Consider the following 19529-nt stretch of genomic DNA (forward strand, 5'->3'; position numbering starts at 1 on the left):
GGCTCACCATCTTGACTATCAGATCAATCGCAGATCATTCCGCCCTTTTCTTCAGCTCGGCCTCCAACCATTGAATTATCTCTTTTTGGATATGTTCAGATGCAGCTTTGGCAGCCCCCTTCCCATTAACGCCCACCTTGATAGTCCTCCATTTCTCGCAGACTGGAGACGAGTAATTCCCCCAATTTTTCCTGTTTAGCATCTCATAAGAGAAATGGATGGATAACGCCCTATTGGAATAAATAGAAACCATATATATCGATAGAGGCGGCACTATTTCAAAAATTGGATTAAAATCGAATCGCAAAATCCTATCTTCAGCTGAATGAGTATAATTAAAGCCGTCTACATATCTTTTCGTTTTCGTAACGGTTTCTAATTTATATTCGGTTGATTCTTGTTCATGCTGACGCCAGCGAGATAGGGCACCTATACTTGCACCCATCAGAGCAAAAGGGTCACTGCTTTTTGACGGCTTCTTTGGTAGAGCCTTATACTCTTCTACCGTATATTTTGTTGTGCCATATGTAGCCTCTGCGAAATAATTTTCTTCAGATTTCCCGATCAGCCACTCACCTATTTTTGATTGATTGGGCACAGCGTAGGGGGATAAATCTGAATTTAACGAGACTTTATAAATCTTCTTTATATCACCAGGCCAATTTCCGACTTCTTTTTTAAACTCACTAACAAAGTCGATAAGTGCCTGTTCGTCAAAGCATGTAGATGCGGATACTTTTTGAATCTTGGCGTAAATGGAGTCTTCTTTTGGAAGAGGAGCGGCAGTTTTTGTCGAAGCCTCTTGATCCTCTTGCGCATCTGAAAAGCCGAATATTTTGCTTATAATGCTATGGGTTTGCTTGGTGATAGTCCCGAACTTCTCTATATTGTCGGACTGAGTTGCAAAAATAGGTTTAGGTCCGCCTTTATTTGCAAAATCATCCGCAACGACCGCCATAATCTCCCTGTAACGTACATCTCCCTCCAACCCATATATGGCTGTTAAAATGCTTTCTGTGAAATAACTGAACTCGGTACCAGCGTAGGATGATTCGCTGTCTCGGGATGAGAACCAGAAATACACATCATTTAGGCCATATTTTTTTGCTGATTTCGTTAGCTCTTCCTCAGCATTAAACTCACTTTTTATGTACTGAGTACCGCTAAAGCAAGCATCAATTATTTTAATACAAAGCTTCGGGGAAAGAGTTTTTATCCAATCATCCAGCTCCGAATTTCAAAGCCCAGTAGTTTCCTTTCGCTTTGGATCAAAATCGGATAGCACGTAGAAAAAATCATCTTCAAACCGCTCTCCGTGCCCTGAAAAATAAAAGAATAGCTCTTGTAAATCCTTGCCCTTATACTTCTCTACGAGGTCGGAAATCTTTCTCTTGACATCTGATGCTGACTCATTCTCTCCCAAGAATAGGATTTCTTCTAAGTCTTTAACATTCTCGATGACAGCTTTAATCGCTGCTGCGTCTTTCTTGCATGCAGATAAGTTCTCAAAGTTTTTAGACTCATACTTTTCTACGCCGATTACGATGGCTACATTCATGAAATTTTGTAAACCTATCAAATTGAGCTTGTGGCTATGTGACTCGACACGCGCCAGTGGTGGCACTATGATGATACGCCATATTTCCTTACAAGCAATGGGTTGCCCTACCTTGAAAGAGTCTAGAATCAAGAATAAGAAAATGCAGGCCATAGAGCACCTTGATCAGGTCGACTACCTGATCAACACAATGAGTGTCGAGCACAGCAACGTCAAAGGCATCAGTGGCAGGTCAATCTGGAAGTAGCAAGCAACATCGCGTCCAGGGTCACAGCAACATCCCAGAAAGCAACCTACATAGCTCAGAGTTCATCTGAAGCACATCCATTTTTCGGCAAATACTCCGGTCGTACTGGCACTCCTTCCATAGCAGGGACGGCTGAATCAACCAATACGTACAAATCTCATGAGGACCGTACGCAACTACCTTAATGGAGGCTGAATTTAGCTGCCTGTGACCCCTCTAGCACGGGACCTGCGTAATCGAGATTCGACTAAGCAGGTTGGTGAGCTTGGCAGCAAGATTGCCGCACTGGAAGACCTGTCTAGCTCAATGTCCGGTTTGGGTCGAAAGTGGTCATCGACAGCCTTTCGTTACTCACACTGCATCACGCGTTCACAAGAAACCACTGACTTGGAACGATTTATCAGTCGCGAAAGTCGATTCATAGACCACGTCGTCAAGTTCGTCGCGGGTAAGGAACACGCCAGCACTATATGCGTGGGCCTTACTAAGCCAAGCGTAAGATCCATCGTAATCACGCTCCAGCAGATAGAAATATTGCTCGTCCATTTCAGCGCACAAAGTCTCCAGCCGAGCCCAGCCTCCACACGACAACATTTGAGCGACCTCCTTAGAGTCCTCCCCAACCTCATCAACCGCCCAGAGAACGATACGAGTAGCCACCCGCTTCTTCTCGGCGGGATCCAGAGCATCGAAAGCGCCGTGTACGTCTGGATTGCCATCAAAAAAACACCGTAACACGTTGGAGAGGCTTCTTCGAAGCCTCTCCAGGCCGAAAGCAGCGTCTCGCAACTGGTTGCAATCGGCCAAAAGCTGACTATCGTAGGCGGCTAGATAATTCAGGGCTATTTTATCATCTTCGGGCTGAGGATCTTGTGGGTAAGGCGGACAAAAACTCAAGGCAACTTGGTTCTTGTAGGAATCGTGAAAAAAAATTCGACTATTTTTATAGTCGCACCATAGAAAACCAAAAAACACCAGCAAACACCCGTACATACAGGTCTTTTCAGAACACCATCGCTCAACTTTAAAACCAACATAGCCAACCCAAGACTACCAAGACGCATAAAGCAGTCAACCAAGATACTACATATTGGTAGTTTTGACGGATAAGCCAGTTTGACAATACGCCAATCCCCCTCAAGAATTCGCAGACCTTCTCCAAAAACTGCGAACTTACATATGACAACTGAAGAGTATCTACTTAACCGCTTTGGCCCTTTGATGAGCATCCCAGACATTGCCATCCTACTAGGCCGCTCACCTGACGGAGTAAGGGTCTCTCTATATTCAGACACCGACATTTCCCGAAAACTTAAACCGGCAATGATCAGGATCGGTCGGCGCGTATATTTTAGAACAATGCAAATCAATGACGCATTGAACCTAGACATTGAGGTGCCCCCTAAGAGTAGCTTGCAATGAGCTACAAAACCTATGATGTAGTCTGGGCACACAACTTTGACTCACCTACCGAGAAGCTCGTGATGCTTGCAATAGCTAAGCACGCAGACGAAGGTGGGAAAAGTTGGCCAAAAGTGAAAACTATCGCTGGACTATGCGGCATCGGCCCACGAACAGTTCAACGTCAACTTAAGAAATTTGAGCAGGCAGGTCTGTTAGCCATCCAAGAAGAATATCGACCGGATGGAGGCCAAACCTCAAATAGATATGTCATAACCCTCCCAACAGTACAGTCAATGCTCCCCTGTGACAGAGCTGTCACTGGGGGGGTGTCACCCATGTCACCCCAGCCCCAGACAGCAGAGTGTCGCGGAGGGGATGACACAGCAGTGACACCCCAAGAACTACCAACAGAACCAAAAAAAGGAATACAACAACTAACTGAGACTGGCCTCCGATACCCGGAAAAATTAGAGGCCAGTGATCGCATGTGGATCAGCAATATTCTACAGGACGTACCTAGCCAGGATGCTCAGCAGCTTTTGGACGAACTGGCAGCCGCACTGAAAGCAGGGAGGATCAGAGGCCGAGCCTCAAAATGGTTTAACGGGCTCATTCTAAACTATAGAAAGGGACTTTTCTGTCCAATGGCCCGGCCGAGCAAACCAAATCCTTTGCTGAACGAAACACTAGTTGAAACTCACGCCAAACCAAATACTCGTAACAAGGAGGCACGTAACCAAGCACTTGAAAGCATGAAAAAATTCACTTCCAGCAAACTTGTACGTTAGGACTCTCACAGAAATATTCTTGCAATCTGAAAGGAAGCATCTCAATGCCATTACATTTCAAACAGCTTGAAAACTATTGCGATAGCTTAGACAGAACAGGAGATATCCAAGTAATCTTAAAAGCTCACTACAAGTATGGCTTTGCACTGAGCGTATCAGATGGGACCATTGGCCATACTGTAACGGACGACGAGAATCGACCTTTCTTCTTCAGGACCGTCGAGATGGCTTTAGACGAACTTGCCAACATCCCCTATTTATCCGATCAAATCGTGGTTGACCGAAAATCTTGGTCTTAGCCATAACCCACCAGAGCACAAGCAAAGCACACCCGACTTAGCAATCCAATACCGATATTCAAATCTCGCTCACATCAGAAAAGCGAAGTAAATAACTCGACTAAAGCGCCGCAGACACAGACCTGCACTTCCAAGTAACCACTGGAGCACAACAATGATTTCATATGCATACTTACCAATGCTTGTTCTGAGCACGTTCCTAATTATCTCCATCCGCAGATTTTGGATATGCACTGCCCGTATGGGATTAATGCTGGAGCTCTCACGGCGCGCACCTAAACTACTCCATCGGGACATCATGGCTGCGGTTCTCGCGCTGGTGCCGTTCGCGATGGCATTTATCGACTGGTTTGGCATCACTCTCCCCCGCCAATCAGCTCCAATTCCTCCCTTGTTCGGCGCTTTCATGGCAGCCGGTAGCCTTGGAGCATCACTCGCCATTTTGAACAATTCCCTTCACCGACTGGCGGGTGCCTGGGCAGGCACCAAGGAAAGCGTGCTGCGCACCCTTGCAGCAATGCAAATCATCGATGCAACTGAGCTAGCCTTTTCTATGCACGCCGACAAAATCAACATCGTAAAACAAGAGAGCGCTGGACGGCCCTCAATGATCATTCAATCCAAGGAAGAAAAATGAAATCCCACCTTACTATCCCTGCGTTTCTTATGATCGTCATCGCGTCTCTTTCAGGCTGCGGCAGAGATGAGCCCGTGCAGACGGTTGATTGGTACAAAGCAAACTCGCCTGAGCGACTGAAGGTTTTGGAAAGGTGTAACGCCAATCCCGGCGAGCTTGCTCTGACACCGAACTGCGTCAACGCGAAAACCGCTGCAAACGCATTGGTGCTTGAGAACCGGGAGTACAAGCAGCGTGAGCCGATAAATTTCTCTTCTCAGGAGAAATAGAATGGCGACCAAAACAGGAATATTTGAATGGATCGGAGGGTCAATGGATCAAACCCTCCATACGTTCATCAGCATTACCTCGAGCCGAGTGATTGAGGATTTCACGCTCACCGTGACGATAGGCGGGACGCTATATTTGACGATGGTCGGCTACATGATGATCACCGGAACAATTGAGCAGTCGGCCTCTCACTTTCTCAAAACCTGCGGAAAGTTCCTGCTTATCAGCGGCCTGGCCATGAACGCCGACACGTACATGTCATGGGTAGTAGAGGCATTGAGGGGGCTTGAAACAGGAGTAACGGCCGCCTTCACAGCGACGAGTGATCCATCAACCTCAGACTCGGTTTTTCAGGTCATCGACAAGGCAATGTCGGACGGCTGGCAGATCGGTGCAGATATGTTGTCGAAAATGGGACAACGCCACTCCTACGAAATCGGGATGATAATTTGGGATGCCCTGAACGCCCTCGTCGTCTACACCGCTACGCTGCTCATCGCGGTTCCAGCAGGGGCCATGATTGTTGTCGCAAAAGGAATGCTAGCGATCATGCTCGGAATCGGGCCAGTCTTCATCATGATGTTGCTGTTCGGACAGTTCACATCCAAGTGGTTCGATAGCTGGTTTGCCCAGGTCATCACGTACATCATGCAGACGGCACTGGTTAGCACGGTTCTCAGCTTTGGAATCAAATATTTTTCCTCGATAACTGCCGGCATTTTGGCAAACCCAGCCGATTACCCAATTTCAACGTTCCTTGAGCTGCTGGTTACAACCATCGTCGTGCTCTACATGATGTGTCAAGCCCATGGCGTTGCAGGAGGCCTTGCAGGAGGTATATCGAGTGCGGCACTTACCCTGCGAGGAATCGCAAACGGAGCCATGGCACCAATCACCAAGGGCCTCAACAGACAGTCAACGCGCCGTGACATGCAGTCGGGCCAGATGGTCACGGCCGGACGCTTGAACCACCTTGCGGCGGGTAACACAGCCTGGAACCCAGCCTACCGACAGCACGTAATGCAGAACATGGGCAAAAACTGGGGGAACGCTACAGGCGGCAAAGTAAATCAGTAGCCCTGACGTTTGACTCATCAGACCTCGCTTCGGCGGGGTCTTTTTCTGAGCCCCACAACAAGCGTATGACGGGTCAAGGGGTTGGTGCGGCCCGCAGGAGCAAAGCGACGAGGACTCGGCCCCTTGACGCGGCAGAAGCGACCAACGCTCAAGTCATGGGCGCAGGGGATCAAGGCCGTAGGCCTCCCCTGCCCCCTTGACGACAGAGGGCGACTCGCTCCCTTCCCGCTCGCGGGAAGGGCGGGGGGATGGGCAATTCTCAAATACGTTAACCGATTGTAAATAAAAGACTAATACCAAAAACAAGACAGTTTCAGCGCGCCTCTGATTCATGTTCAGTCATAAGGGGCATTGAACTCGCCCCGGACACACAACCCACTGAAAACGAATGCAACACGACTACGAAAACTCCGCGCGTTGCTTGGGCAACCCCTTCGGTTGCATCCCGTGTCCGAACTTGCCGGACTGGCTGCAGGGGCAGGTACGGCGGGCAGAGCCCTTGACCTCCCCCTTGCCATAGGCTTAGTGCTTACTGTGGCATCAAGGGTCCGGCTACGCCCGGCATCCTCACCCGTTCGGTGCTCGCCTTCGGCTCCGCTCCGCGTGCGGCTTCCGGTGCCGCCCTTGACACCACATCCAGCAAAAACCTTGCTACTTTGCTACGCACCACAGACATAGCGCTAACGCGCTACCGCGTTCAGCCAAACAGCGAGAAATCCCCATGACCTCAAACAACCAAGAGCCAACGCAGCACCAAGGAAGCAACGAAATTGAAGCCGTTGATACGAAGGGACCGGAGCATCAGATTTCTGAGGCTGAGCAGAGCGAGCGTAAGAAAGCTGTCGAATTTGCCACCGCATCCATCGGTCTTTCGGGATTCGAAAGCTCAGAAGAAATGAAACACCTTGGTCAGCGTTACATAACCGGCGAAATCGACTTGGACGAATTTGTGATTCTGTCGCAGAAGATGTTTCCTGAAAGCGACGATTCTCAACCCTCAAGAACGCAGTGAGCGTTGCAAAAAGCTTGTTCATGAACAAGGAATGGAATGCATGGAGATCTAATGCAGGATAGGCAAATCGCCGGTGAAATGGGCGCCCATAGCTTGTTCATGAACAACGATCCAAGCACATGGAGACCTAATGCAGGATAGGTCAAACGCCGGAACACCGTGCGCACAAAACCGTTGCGGACAATCCAGGAAGGTCGACTTAATTCACTAGTCGCAGTTAGACCGAAGAGAGAGCACGCGTTACTGACGTATCCAGTAACGCGTTGAATGCTCACTACGGCACAGTGAGAGAGACCCACTCTGCCCCCCAACCCGATTTGAATCCGTCATTGCCCTCTTCCCACGAAAGCTTGTTCATGAACAAGAACTAAAGCGAGTGGAGATCTAGTGCAGGATAGGCGTTTGCCGGTAAAATGTGGTTCACTACGAAAATAGTGAATTGTCGATACCCACCGGGGAATGCACATGCCGCGCAAAGCGACCATCGGCGCAACAAGAGATAGCGCCGTTTACCGAGTACGCATACCGGCCGAGTTGAAATCAGAGTGGGAAGCGCACTGCGAGAAAAAAGGTAGCTCTCAACACGGCGTGATCCGAGCGCTAATGCGCTACGTCATCCAAGATGAACCCCCCCCTGAAGTGAAGGACTGGATATCAGGGCAAATCGCAGGCGAGCCAGACGAAGGTCCGAAACAAAGGCTTGAGGTTCGATTCACACCCAGTGAGCACCATGAGATCGTGGCACGCTCAGAAGCCGAGGGATGCTCGCCCCAGCGGTGGGTCATCAATTGCGTTCGAGCCAGTTTGACCAACCAGCCCCAATTCACGATGGACGCCACAAAGGCGCTCTGGGAGTCGTCGGGGCAGCTTCGCGCTATTGGGAGAAATCTGAATCAGATAGCAAAAAAAATGCATGAGAGCGGCAATCTGGAGCTCTCCTCGAAGGAAATAAAGCAGCTTTCCGAGTATATATATAGCCATACCGAAGTTGTTTCTGAGCTCCAAGATGCCTGCTTGAGCCGATGGAAAATCATGTAAGGGAGTCCTAGCCCCATGTGCATTGCCGGGTTATAGAAAAGCATACAGATGTTGTCGGCGGTGCGGTTTGAGCAAGCCTGGAGCGGCACTTGCTAGACTTAAGCGACTAGCATAGACAGCGGTTCGTTCATGAGTTCATGACAAGCAATCGACCCGGTACCCTTTATGCTCCGCCTTTACCGTTACCGACTAAAAATGCTCCTATCGAAAAAGGCGCTAACTTAGAATATAGGATTAAGCTATGAAGCCTTTTATTGACTTAAAGCAAGACTCTCAAGAAATAAAAAACCTCAACCAGCAGATCAATGACTGGGTAGGAAAACACAAGGAAACATTGCTTGACAACACGAGGAGCGACCCACAAAGAATTATTATTCGTCGATATCTAAGCGTTCTGTACGAATTATGCCGACAGGCTTGCGCGTGCTTAGACACCAAGTCTTTTTCGACGCTAGAAGCAATGAGCCGCGTAATCATTGAGCAATCTGCCAACATGCTATATGTGTCTATGGATAAAGGCGATAACGCGCTGGCCTTGCTTCGCAGCAGCAAGCAGCTGACAGAAAACAACGGTAAGGATTGGTCAACTTATCTAGCATCTCAAGGGGCAGTTAATCCTGCTGCACAAGGTAGGCAAAAATCTGGGACCACAATGTTAGCAAGGTTTGATAAGCGCTGGCCGAACATAGGGCGCTATCCAGGGACTAAGGGCTTATTCCGAGCGCTAGGCTGGGAGAGTCACTATTATGCGTTTTACTCACCACTCTGCGATTCCGTCCACAGTTTTTCCGACGAAATGTCGGTACTTGTTGACCTCGGCGAACTATTTTCAATCTCAATGACTGAGGGAGAGGAGGCATTGATTTATTGGAACAAAGAGAGGTTACGCTTGGCAATTTATCATTACGCGATTGCCATAGGACTGAGGGCAGAAGCTTTTTCAAGATGCTGTAATTTTCTAGTGCCAGACCTTACTGACGACCTAGCAGAGTCACTTTCGAAAAAATTAAATGAGTTAATAATGCGCCATGATAATTTCGACCACACTAGGCTAGAGGGTTTAAATTCTGGCACTGCTAAATTTGAAGATTTCTTGATAAATACCTAGTTCGAGCGGAGCACACCTAGATTTGGAAGCACTTACTCTGCATCAGAGCGAGTAAATCTTCTCGTGCACGCCACTCTTGCTAATTTTCGTCGTTTCGAACGCATAGTCATGTTCGTCGAAGTTACACTCGGAAATAAAGTGAGTGTATTTCAAACTTCTCACGCGGGCCATAACCTTGCTTTTACGCAGGTCCGTCGTTTTATTCTGAACGTTCATTTCAGGTGAAAAGTGATTGATCAATCCTGCCTCGGCGGCGAGCACAAGACTTTCCTCCCCTAAGGCCAGATAGTCACTAGGTTGTTTGAGGATCCGGCCGTCGCTAGACTCAATCGCCTCGAATCGCGGAGTGAAGAAGTACAGATAGACTTCAGCATCGTCTTCGCATTCTGCCTGGGCTTGCTGCACGCGTTTATGCCCGTGCATTCGGTCAGACAGCTCCATGGCCTTGCCGATGTACATGACTTCGTATTTTTCCGGAACATCATCGGTAACACGCAGCAGTTGATGAGCAAAGATGATGTGTCTGTTTTCATCTTTGGGCAGCGGGTCGGCAGGTGTCAAAAAATGGTAGGCAATTGCCCGATCCACGCGCTCCTTCTCCCCGCTTCCCGGCATGACGGCTGCAACCAGCGGATCTCGCTTCAGCAGGCGTTCATACTCATTCGCGGAGTCGACATATTCGATCATTGATTGCAGATGGGCCGGGGTCGGGAAATATTTTCTGTTGATAGTCGGCGCGCCATGAATCAGTTGAGCAATGTCGACCTTGTGCGGGCGCGACAGCATGCCCTGCGAGGTATATTTAAATACGATCTGGCACCTTTTGCTTAGACGGGCACTGGAAAACCGCGCTTTACGTCGCTTGACAAGAAAATAGATTCGTCCACTTCTAAATCTATCCACCATCCCTAGAGGTTCCTTAAATTCGCGATACAACTTCTCAGCCGTGATGAAAAATGCATCTACCAGATGAGATTTGAGAATTTTGAATGGTGGTTTTATCATGAATACTCCTTAGGCTACGCAGTTACAGCACAAAGAACAATCCACCGCTCAAGTTAACCGATGTAGAAACGCCTGTATCATTCCAAGTTTTTGCACGGATCAGTTGATACCGAAACATTTTTTAACTGAGTCGATGTGTAGAATAAAAGAGGTGACAATCAATACAAAAAGTGCGGCCATAGCTAGCCATGCCGTAAGCGGCACTTTGTCTCTCCAAAAGCTAAAATTCTTCTGCTTTGCTACCCAATCGATTTGATACTGCCAAAAAAACTTGTAGTGCGCGTACCAATCGCTAAAAAGAATTTGCTTGCTGATAGAGGCACCATAGTATTGCGATTCAAATGCAGCTAGTCTTACCCTATAACTAGAAAAATCTGCACTTGCCTCCAACGCTTCAACTTCGCGATACAAATCACGCAGACCATTGAAAATTCTGGTTATCTCCACGGCAGACTTTTCGTAGTCCGACTTCTTAGAATCGTAAACCGAGATATAAATTCCGATAACGCCGAAAACGGCCATAAACGCAGAAACATTTTTTGCGGACAGGGACTCGTAGACCAGAGAGAAAATACCTACGGCCGTACCAATAAACCCAATGAATCCTGGGACTTTATCTACGATGTCATACGTAGCCCAGTGCTTGCGTCCACCAAAGCCAACGTTGTAGCCCGTTTCTGCGATACTTTTGAGTAACGACGCTTGGCTCATATGTTTTCACTGATAGGTACAGTTATCTCGCTCCGAGCCACGACAACGCCATCCTTGAGGATATAGCACTCAACCGAGTGGTCGCCTTTAAAGCTCGTGGACTCCTGGATTGTCTCATGGCCCTGGTCGGCGATTATATAGCCGCGGATGCAATCTCGCTTCTCAGCTTCTTGCCCAATATTGAGAACCTTCCATTTTACGGTGTACGGCTCAGGCACGTCGTTTCGACCAATCTTAAATTTGAGCGTCTTGCGCGCCTGGAGGGGCAATCCTAGTGAAATCAATTCACTCAGCAACCGCTCTCGAAAACCTTTTTGCTCGACATCACAGTCAAGTACCAAGGGGTAGCGGACATCGATCGGGGCGAGATCCTCGATGAATTCCTCTGTGTCCCTGAAGGTATAAAAGGACTTGGCCAGTGACTCCATGCCGGCACGTGCGGCTGTACGTGTGGTCGGAAAGTCGGGACCAAATACTTTCTTCCACCGCTCCCCCTCATTTTCCTTACCCGCAGCTTCGATGGCCTTCAGGGAAAGCTCATATGCTCGCTTGGCAGGTTTTTGAAATTTTTGCTTCACTTTGACATGCTGGCGGCTGCCCAACGCCGCGTAACGTTCCTGTTGTGGAAGGTTTGATGCGTAGTAAAAGAAATCCCTGACCATGCAGTCGTATGAGGCGAAACTTTTGTCAGCATAATCATCCGTCTGCGTGAGGAAATTATGTGCCAACGTGTCGATCAGGAGACCCCCAATCCCGATGCCATGCTTGTTCTTCCACGCCCGAAGCATTTTGCAAAGACGACGCAGGTTTCCATTTTGGTCATCATCGACGTCCCCGGTAGCCTGGATTTCATCTTTGGGCTTAGTGATCTTCCACGATCCGCCGTTGTACGTATCAGGATATTTGAAGCTGCCGTCGTCTTGCTTGAAAACGGGCTGAACCTCGACGTTGAAATTCTGGAACTTGACGCACACCACCAGGCGGTCAACCGTAATAGTGGTCGTGGAGTACCGTTCCTGGATTGCAGCCTTGGTATCTGAAAGCAGCTTCGATTGCCCCCCCTCCTTGTTGTACCTATCCCAAGCACTGCCGGGCATGATGTACAACATATCGAGGTCGGAAACGCCTTTGATGGCTGTCCACCGGCCATATGAGCCGACTTGAAGGTTATTGGCGGTCGAATCCAACGTCCGGAAATACTTGTTCAGCGAGCGTGTGATACTGGCGTAACGATCTTCGATCGTTACGTGATTGGTGATGCGCAGATCGGATACGAAATCCTTAAAAATAACAGCAACTGACATCGGCATCCCTACTGGTCAAGTCCCCAATCACGCTTTGTTGGAGTGCGAGCACATAGTAGCCGACAGCCATTATAAAGGTCCATCGTCTGACTTTTCAGTGGGCTGCGCGGGCAAGAGCCAGCGTAACCTACTACGCATAGTCCCGCGACCGGCAAAAAAATGACTGAGAGCTCATAATTTCGTGTCGACAAGGAGATGCCAGCTAGGATTGGAGCACGCTTTTGATAGGCACTGGGAACAAGCAGCTACGAGATGCACCGAGCCTTTTCCAACAGCAGCGTAACCATATTGGCGAGATTCCTAGCGTCATCGATGCCTCGGTGGTACCGGCCGCTCCAAGCTAGGCCAAGCGCTTCGACTGCGGGCCTCAACCCTAATGATGGACATGCAAATATTTCGCAATAGCACCGCTCAATATCTAAGTACGCAATTCCAGGCAGTATCGGCCTGCAGTTGGCTCTCAGGACGTCAGCCGCAAGCTGGTCAGCATCGTAATGTCCCCAAGAGCCCCACAATGCGCTGGGATATTTTTGTAGGAGCGCAGCGACCTCCATGGCGACCTCCGAGAATTCTTGCGCTGCATCCACATCAGCTTGCTTAATTGAAGTCAGGCTGGTGCAGAAGGGTGTCAGAGTAGGGTGAAGGACCGGGCGAACGTAGCGCTGAAACATTTCAACAGTTTCCAGCGTTCGCAAATCCACCACGGCTAGCCCTATCTCAATGGTTTCCATCTCATCCGGCCCTACGATCAGTTTTCGAGGAGACTCAGCCCCTATGAGCTCGTCGCATGTCGCTTCAAGGTCCACGCATAGCATAAATTCGAAAGCACTTATAAATGTCTCGAACGTCCGCAATTTTCGGGTATTGGGGAGAGTTTTCATATGCCTTCCGGGAATGCGGATCTTCAACACTCCATTGCCATAGAGGCCGACAAACCGGGTATTGATGCGTAGCGCTTACTGAATGGCAGAGAAGGGTTACTCATCTGCCAACCTTATAATTTAGTAAGACCTCTTCGCCAACCATACGTTTAGCGCTTCATGAAAGAAGGGACCACTACACAGTTCGCCAGCTCTGATGAGTGTCGCCGCCCGCGAGTTTGCATTGGAGCCGATCCTTACTTACAAACGTGCACGAGCTGCAAAAACAGTACCTTTGCGGTACAATGCCCAGCTTAAGCAACCTACTCAAAATTACGCTCAACACCACGTAATACGGGGCCTCCAGCTATGCCAACCTACGTTCACCTACGAACGATTTCTCTAGGCATAGCACGTCGCCCAGCAACTCATAATCCCTTGGTCGTAGGTTCGAGTCCTACTGGGCCCACCAAACAAGAAAGCCGCGCAATGCGCGGCTTTTGTGTGTCTGGAAGTCTGTAACATATAGCCCCATTGCCGCCCGCACTGGAGCCCTGCCCTTGCCCGTCCTCGATGAAATCGATCGCCAACTGATCGCTGCCTTGCAGATCAACGCCCGCGAAAGCGTGGCCATGCTTGCCCGGCAGTTGGGTATCGCGCGCACCACGGTGACGTCGCGCCTGGCGCGCCTGGAGAAAACCCAGGTGATTACCGGTTATGGCGTGCGCCTCGGGCAGCGGGTGGTCGATGGGGGTTTGCAGGCGTATGTCGGGATCACCGTGCAAGCGCGTTCGGGCAAGGAAGTGCTGCGCAGGCTGAGTGCCATGGCGCAGGTGCAGCAGTTGTGTGCGGTGAGTGGTGAGTTCGATTACGTGGCCTGGCTACGCACCGATTCGCCGGAGCAGCTCGACCAGCTGCTGGACCAGATCGGCAGCGTCGAAGGAGTGGAAAAAACCACCACGTCGATCATTCTCAGCAACAAATTGGACCGTGGCCAGCCGATATGACCAACTAGCTCGTCACTTTGACTAAAAACAGTTCAATCCGACGACACATTGCGTCTTAATAACGAACGCTACGCGCCCTAAACTGGCTGCCATCTTTTCCTATACTCAACGGGCTACAACCCACCGAGTCGTCAGTAAGGTCAGCCATGAGCATTCCGTCCAGCACCGTCAGCAAGACCCATCGCCATCCCGCCGACGGTAAAAAGCCCATCACTATCTTTGGCCCGGACTTTCCGTTTGCCTTTGATGACTGGATCGAGCACCCGGCAGGCTTGGGCAGCATTCCGGCGGCCAACCATGGCGCCGAAGTGGCGATTGTCGGTGCCGGGATCGCGGGCCTGGTGGCCGCTTACGAGTTGATGAAGCTGGGCCTGAAGCCGGTGGTGTACGAAGCCTCGAAAATGGGCGGCCGTTTGCGCTCCCAGGCGTTTGAAGGGGCCGAGGGCATCATCGCCGAGTTGGGCGGCATGCGTTTTCCGGTGTCGTCGACTGCCTTTTATCACTATGTGGACAAGCTGGGCCTGGAGACCAAACCCTTCCCCAACCCGCTGACGCCAGCCTCCGGCAGCACGGTGGTCGACCTCGAAGGCCAGACCCACTACGCGCAAAAACTCTCGGACTTACCGGTGCTGTTCCAGGAAGTCGCCGATGCGTGGGCGGATGCGCTGGAAGCTGGCTCGCAGTTCGGCGATATCCAGCAAGCCATCCGTGACCGCGACGTGCCGCGCCTCAAAGAGCTGTGGAACAAGCTGGTGCCGCTGTGGGACGACCGCACGTTCTATGACTTCGTCGCCACTTCCAAGGCCTTTGCCAAACTGTCTTTTGCGCACCGCGAGGTGTTTGGGCAAGTCGGTTTCGGCACCGGCGGCTGGGACTCGGACTTTCCCAATTCGATGCTGGAAATTTTCCGCGTGGTGATGACCAACTGCGACGACCACCAGCATTTGGTCGTTGGCGGCGTGGCGCAAGTGCCCATGGGCATCTGGCGTCACGTGCCGGAGCGTTGCGCTCACTGGCCAGCGGGTACCAGCCTCAGCTCATTGCATCGCGGCGCGCCACGGGCCGGCGTGAAACGCATTGCCCACGCCGCCGACGGCCGTTTCGCGGTGACCGACAACTACGGCGACACCCGCGAATATGCCGCGGTACTGACCACCTGCCAGAGCTGGCTGCTGACCACCCAGATCGAATGCGACGAAACCCTGTTCTCGCAGAAAATGTGGATGGCCCTGGATCGCACGCGCTACATGCAATCGTCCAAGACGTTCGTGATGGTCGACCGCCCGTTCTGGAAAGACAAAGACCCGGAAACCGGCCGCGACCTGATGAGCATGACCCTCACCGATCGCCTGACCCGTGGCACCTATTTGTTCGACAACGGCGACGACAAGCCAGGCGTGATTTGCCTGTCGTACTCGTGGATGAGCGACGCACTGAAAATGCTCCCGCAGCCCATCGACAAGCGGGTGAAACTGGCCCTCGACGCACTGAAAAAGATCTACCCGAAAGTCGACATCAAGGCGCGCATCATCGGCGACCCGATCACCGTGTCCTGGGAAGCCGACCCGCACTTCCTCGGTGCTTTCAAAGGTGCGCTGCCCGGCCACTATCGCTACAACCAGCGGATGTATGCGCACTTCATGCAGAAGGACATGCCCGCCGAACAGCGTGGGATTTTTATCGCCGGGGACGACGTTTCCTGGACGCCCGCCTGGGTGGAAGGCGCGGTGCAAACCTCGCTGAACGCGGTGTGGGGCATCATGACCCACTTCGGCGGCAGCACGCATCCGCAGAACCCTGGGCCGGGTGATGTATTTGACGAAATCGGCCCGATCGCCCTGGCCGATTAAGGAGTTGAGCATGCGCGTCGCCCTGTACCAATGCCCGCCGCTACCGCTGGATGTGGCCGGTAACCTCAAGCGCCTGCATCAGCTGGCGCATGAGGCATCGGATGCCGATGTGCTGGTGCTGCCGGAGATGTTTCTCAGCGGCTACAACATCGGCGCCGAAGCGGTCGGCGCCCTTGCCGAATCTCAGGATGGGCCGTCCGCGCAGGCGATTGCCACCCTTGCCAAAAGCGCGGGGCTGGCGATTTTGTACGGCTACCCGGAGCGGGCCGAGGATGGGCAGATCTACAACGCCGTGCAGTTAATCGATGCCCACGGCCAGCGCCTGTGCAACTACCGCAAGACCCACCTGTTTGGTGATCTGGACCGCTCGATGTTCAGTGCCGGGGAAGATGATTTCCCGTTGGTGGAATTGAACGGCTGGAAGCTCGGATTCCTGATCTGCTACGACCTTGAATTTCCGGAAAATACCCGGCGTCTGGCCCTGGCCGGCGCCGAGTTGATCCTGGTGCCCACCGCCAATATGGCGCCGTTCGACTTTGTCGCCGACGTGACCGTGCGAGCGCGGGCCTATGAAAACCAGTGTTATGTGGCCTACGCCAACTACTGCGGGCAGGAAGGCGATATTCACTATTGCGGGCAAAGCAGCATTGCTGCGCCCAATGGCCAGCGCGTCGCCCAGGCTGGGTTGGACGAGGCTTTGATCGTCGGGGCGCTGGACCGCCAGTCGATCCTTGATGCACGCGCCGCCAATCACTACCTGCAAGACCGTCGCCCGGCGTTGTACGGCGCACTGCACAAGCCCTGACGCAGCCGGTTTGTCAGCGGTTTGTTAACATGGTCACATCCTACGTTTCGGAAGTGCCCATGCCTGCGCCGGCCCACCCTCATCACCTTCACCTGACCCTGACCAACGGCCTGCGGGTTTCCCTGCGCCATGCGCCGCGTCTGAAGCGCTGCGCTGCGGTTTTACGGGTGGCTGCGGGCAGCCATGACGTGTCATTGGCGTGGCCGGGGCTGGCGCATTTTCTTGAGCATCTATTGTTTCTCGGGACGGAGCGTTTTCCGGCAAGCGAAGGGCTGATGGCCTACGTACAACGCCATGGCGGGGAGATCAACGCCAGCACCCGCGAGCGCACTACGGATTTCTTCTTTGAGCTGCCGGTGGCGACGTTTGCAAATGGGCTGGAACGGTTGGCGGACATGCTCACCCACCCGCGCCTGGCGATTGAAGATCAGTTGCGTGAGCGCGAAGTGCTGCACGCGGAGTTTGTCGCCTGGTCCCAGGATGCCAAGGCGCAGCAGCAGGTTGCGCTACTCAAAGGCTTGGCTGCTGATCATCCGCTGTGCGGTTTTCATGCGGGTAATCGCGACAGTTTGCCTGTGGAGCGTGAGGCATTTCAGCAAGCACTGCGGGAATTCCACGCGCATTTTTACCAAAGCGGGCAGATGACCTTGAGCCTTGCTGGCCCGCAATCATTGGATGAGCTGCAAGCCTTGGCGCAGCAATTCAGCGAGGCATTGGCCTCGGGGCCTTTACACCCACAGACCGAACCGCCCGCACTGATGCGAGGCGCAGCACACGCCTATCAACATGCCGCCAATCATCACCAGCACCACGTCATTGCCTGTGACGTACCCCGCGAAGCACTGGATTTTCTCTGCATCTGGCTCAACGCCTCGGCGCCCGGCGGCTTGCTGGCGGAGCTGAAGGCGCGAAAGCTCGCGAGCGCACTGCAAGCATCCGTGCTCTATCACTTCGCCGGGCAAGCGCTGCTGGATATCGACATTACCCTCGGCGCCAAGGGCGATTCGGCTACTCAGATCGAAGCGTTGTTGCACGACTGGCTGAGCTTTTTCGTACAGAGCGATTGGACGCCGTTACGAGAAGAGTTCGCCTTGCTGAACGCCCGCCAGCAACAGATCCAGGGGGCCCTGGCACTGGCTCGCAACGACAGCGAAGACTTGTCGGAACAGGGCGTCGCAGCCTTGAAGCGCCTGCTCGATTCACTGCACCTGCCGCTCTGCGAGCACACCTGGCAGTTGCCGCCCAACAATCCATTCCTGCGCCCACCGGTCAAGGAAGAACGCGCGGGGTTGATACGCGGCCAAACCAGCGCTCACAGAGGTTTGCGCACCTTTGCCCAGGACCGCTCGCGGGGACGTCGAGACGTATCGGCACTGACCTTCAGCCAAGCCTTGGCGGAAGACACCGATGAGGGTGCGCTTTATCTGCAGTGGCGTTTCGATTGCGCCGTGCCCGCCGGCCTGGAAAACGCATTGCAGCCATTGCGTGAAAATGCCCGCCAGGCCGGAATCGAATTGTCTTTCGAAACACTCGCCAATGACTGGCGGGTGAAAATGGTCGGCCTTCACGAGCCTATGCCTGCCGTGGTCGAAGCGCTGGCGCTTAACCTGAGCCAATCCGGTGAGCCGCCGTCGCCATTCACCCAAACGCCGATGATTGCCATCCGAGCGCTGCTCAAGGCGTTACCCGCTTACTGTGTTGGTACGGGCGTTGGGCCGAGTGAAACACCCGCGTCATGGACCACCGCACGCTGGCAAGGCCTGGGAGCAGGGTTGCCCACAACATGTGCGGCAGCAATCAAAACCGCCACAGCGCGATTGCCTGGGCAGCCAGTAACCATCGAATACACGCCGCAAAACCTCGACGGGCAGCGACTCTGGCACGAGGTGAAGACCGAATCCAGCGAGGCCGCGTTGCTATTGTTTTGCCCAACGCCGACGTCATCTCTGGACGATGAAGCGGCATGGCGCCTGCTCGCGCATCTGCTCCAAGGGCCGTTCTACCAGCGGCTGCGCGTCGAACTGCAAATCGGCTACGCCGTATTCAGCGGTATCCGACAGATCAACGGGCAAACCGGCCTGCTGTTTGGCGTGCAATCTCCAAGTGCTTCCCTGGCTGGGATCATTGAGCACCTGCAGACCTTCCTGGCGCAGCTCCCGGCGTTGATCGACAACAGTGCCGACCTGGGCAACCAGCCCCTGGCAGAGCAATTGACCGCCCAGGCATTACCCATCGCCCAAGCCGCCGACCTGCTCTGGCACGCGCATATGTCTGGCCATTCGTCGGGTTATCTGGAGCAGCTTCAAGCACTGATCCAAACCCGCACGCGCGAGGATTTGCAGCACGCCGCGCGGCAACTCAACGACACCGCAGGCGGCTGGCGCTGTGTGGCCAACGGCCCGCCCTGTGAGGGTTTCTGGCAAACCGCAGGCTGATCATTGCCGGCCCTGCAAAAGGCTTTTGCCACCAAGACAGCGCTAACTTGAAAAGAATTGCGTAACATTCATACGCACACCTCTGAACATCTCCGGTTGGAGGTGGACTATATG

The 19529-nt window shown here is 52.5% G+C and carries 20 protein-coding genes and 1 pseudogene; 13 read left to right on the forward strand and 8 right to left on the reverse strand.

What is annotated here, in order from left to right; genetic code table 11:
• Nucleotides 1-34: 34 nt before the first annotated feature.
• The 4 genes and pseudogenes from E0F99_RS11190 to E0F99_RS11205 form a co-directional block, all read right to left on the reverse strand.
• Nucleotides 35-958, reverse strand: a complete 924-nt coding sequence (locus E0F99_RS11190; RefSeq protein ID WP_083356471.1) for a hypothetical protein — start codon at nt 956-958, stop codon at nt 35-37.
• Between the two features lie 279 nt (nt 959-1237).
• Entirely contained in the window at nt 1238-1711 is a 474-nt protein-coding gene (locus E0F99_RS11195; RefSeq protein ID WP_083356470.1) for a caspase family protein, read from the reverse strand.
• A 27-nt stretch (nt 1712-1738) separates the two neighbouring features.
• Nucleotides 1739-1864: pseudogene (locus E0F99_RS30410) on the reverse strand (effector protein); the annotation flags it as partial.
• A gap of 310 nt (nt 1865-2174) precedes the next feature.
• The gene (locus E0F99_RS11205; RefSeq protein ID WP_130908764.1) at nt 2175-2786 is read right to left on the reverse strand and encodes a hypothetical protein; all 612 of its coding nucleotides are present in this window, start codon (nt 2784-2786) and stop codon (nt 2175-2177) included.
• Between the two features lie 198 nt (nt 2787-2984).
• Here E0F99_RS11205 and E0F99_RS30415 point away from each other — a divergent pair, with 198 nt between their 5' ends.
• The 9 genes from E0F99_RS30415 (at nt 2985) to E0F99_RS11250 (ending at nt 9438) form a co-directional block, all read left to right on the forward strand.
• Nucleotides 2985-3227 (forward strand): plasmid-related protein, encoded by a 243-nt coding sequence (locus E0F99_RS30415; protein WP_083356468.1) that lies wholly within the window; start codon nt 2985-2987, stop codon nt 3225-3227.
• Nucleotides 3224-3997 (forward strand): helix-turn-helix domain-containing protein, encoded by a 774-nt coding sequence (locus E0F99_RS11215; protein WP_083356467.1) that lies wholly within the window; start codon nt 3224-3226, stop codon nt 3995-3997. The genes E0F99_RS30415 and E0F99_RS11215 overlap by 4 nt, the downstream gene beginning before the upstream one ends.
• 44 nt (nt 3998-4041) lie before the next feature.
• The gene (locus tag E0F99_RS11220; RefSeq protein ID WP_083356466.1) at nt 4042-4296 is read left to right on the forward strand and encodes a hypothetical protein; all 255 of its coding nucleotides are present in this window, start codon (nt 4042-4044) and stop codon (nt 4294-4296) included.
• Between the two features lie 298 nt (nt 4297-4594).
• Complete coding sequence (locus E0F99_RS30260) at nt 4595-4933, forward strand: hypothetical protein (RefSeq protein ID WP_207303084.1); 339 nt, start codon at nt 4595-4597, stop codon at nt 4931-4933.
• Entirely contained in the window at nt 4930-5202 is a 273-nt protein-coding gene (locus E0F99_RS11230) for an EexN family lipoprotein (protein WP_083356464.1), read from the forward strand. The genes E0F99_RS30260 and E0F99_RS11230 overlap by 4 nt, the downstream gene beginning before the upstream one ends.
• A gap of 1 nt (nt 5203) precedes the next feature.
• Nucleotides 5204-6280 carry a TrbL/VirB6 family protein gene (locus E0F99_RS11235; RefSeq protein ID WP_083356463.1) on the forward strand — a complete coding sequence of 359 codons (1077 nt, stop codon included), beginning with the start codon at nt 5204-5206 and terminating at the stop codon, nt 6278-6280.
• Nucleotides 6281-7001: 721 nt separating this feature from the next.
• Entirely contained in the window at nt 7002-7292 is a 291-nt protein-coding gene (locus tag E0F99_RS11240; protein ID WP_083356462.1) for an antitoxin VbhA family protein, read from the forward strand.
• Nucleotides 7293-7757: 465 nt separating this feature from the next.
• Nucleotides 7758-8330 (forward strand): plasmid mobilization protein, encoded by a 573-nt coding sequence (locus E0F99_RS11245; RefSeq protein ID WP_083356461.1) that lies wholly within the window; start codon nt 7758-7760, stop codon nt 8328-8330.
• A 241-nt stretch (nt 8331-8571) separates the two neighbouring features.
• Nucleotides 8572-9438, forward strand: a complete 867-nt coding sequence (locus tag E0F99_RS11250; RefSeq protein WP_083356460.1) for a DUF5677 domain-containing protein — start codon at nt 8572-8574, stop codon at nt 9436-9438.
• A gap of 42 nt (nt 9439-9480) precedes the next feature.
• On the opposite strand, the gene E0F99_RS11255 is transcribed toward E0F99_RS11250, so the two are convergent.
• From E0F99_RS11255 to E0F99_RS11270, 4 genes are all read right to left on the reverse strand, one after another.
• On the reverse strand, nt 9481-10443 hold the full coding sequence (locus tag E0F99_RS11255) for a hypothetical protein (protein WP_083356459.1): 963 nt from the start codon (nt 10441-10443) through the stop codon (nt 9481-9483).
• Between the two features lie 99 nt (nt 10444-10542).
• On the reverse strand, nt 10543-11154 hold the full coding sequence (locus E0F99_RS11260) for an SLATT domain-containing protein (RefSeq protein WP_083356458.1): 612 nt from the start codon (nt 11152-11154) through the stop codon (nt 10543-10545).
• Complete coding sequence (locus E0F99_RS11265) at nt 11151-12458, reverse strand: SMODS domain-containing nucleotidyltransferase (protein ID WP_162276179.1); 1308 nt, start codon at nt 12456-12458, stop codon at nt 11151-11153. Before E0F99_RS11265 ends, E0F99_RS11260 begins: the two co-directional genes overlap by 4 nt.
• Before the next feature lie 245 nt (nt 12459-12703).
• On the reverse strand, nt 12704-13339 hold the full coding sequence (locus E0F99_RS11270) for a 3'-5' exonuclease (RefSeq protein ID WP_130908765.1): 636 nt from the start codon (nt 13337-13339) through the stop codon (nt 12704-12706).
• Between the two features lie 539 nt (nt 13340-13878).
• Here E0F99_RS11270 and E0F99_RS11275 point away from each other — a divergent pair.
• The 4 genes from E0F99_RS11275 (at nt 13879) to pqqF (ending at nt 19415) form a co-directional block, all read left to right on the forward strand.
• Entirely contained in the window at nt 13879-14325 is a 447-nt protein-coding gene (locus E0F99_RS11275; protein ID WP_083356457.1) for an Lrp/AsnC family transcriptional regulator, read from the forward strand.
• A 146-nt stretch (nt 14326-14471) separates the two neighbouring features.
• Nucleotides 14472-16175: a flavin monoamine oxidase family protein gene (locus E0F99_RS11280; RefSeq protein ID WP_083356456.1), complete on the forward strand. Its 1704-nt coding sequence runs from the start codon at nt 14472-14474 to the stop codon at nt 16173-16175.
• A gap of 10 nt (nt 16176-16185) precedes the next feature.
• A complete protein-coding gene (locus E0F99_RS11285; protein ID WP_083356455.1) occupies nt 16186-16980 on the forward strand; it encodes a carbon-nitrogen hydrolase family protein in 795 nt (264 codons plus the stop codon).
• A 59-nt stretch (nt 16981-17039) separates the two neighbouring features.
• Nucleotides 17040-19415: a pyrroloquinoline quinone biosynthesis protein PqqF gene (pqqF, locus tag E0F99_RS11290; protein WP_083356454.1), complete on the forward strand. Its 2376-nt coding sequence runs from the start codon at nt 17040-17042 to the stop codon at nt 19413-19415.
• Nucleotides 19416-19529 lie beyond the last annotated feature (114 nt).

It is taken from the genome of Pseudomonas antarctica, assembly GCF_900624995.1.
Classification (GTDB): domain Bacteria; phylum Pseudomonadota; class Gammaproteobacteria; order Pseudomonadales; family Pseudomonadaceae; genus Aquipseudomonas; species Aquipseudomonas antarctica.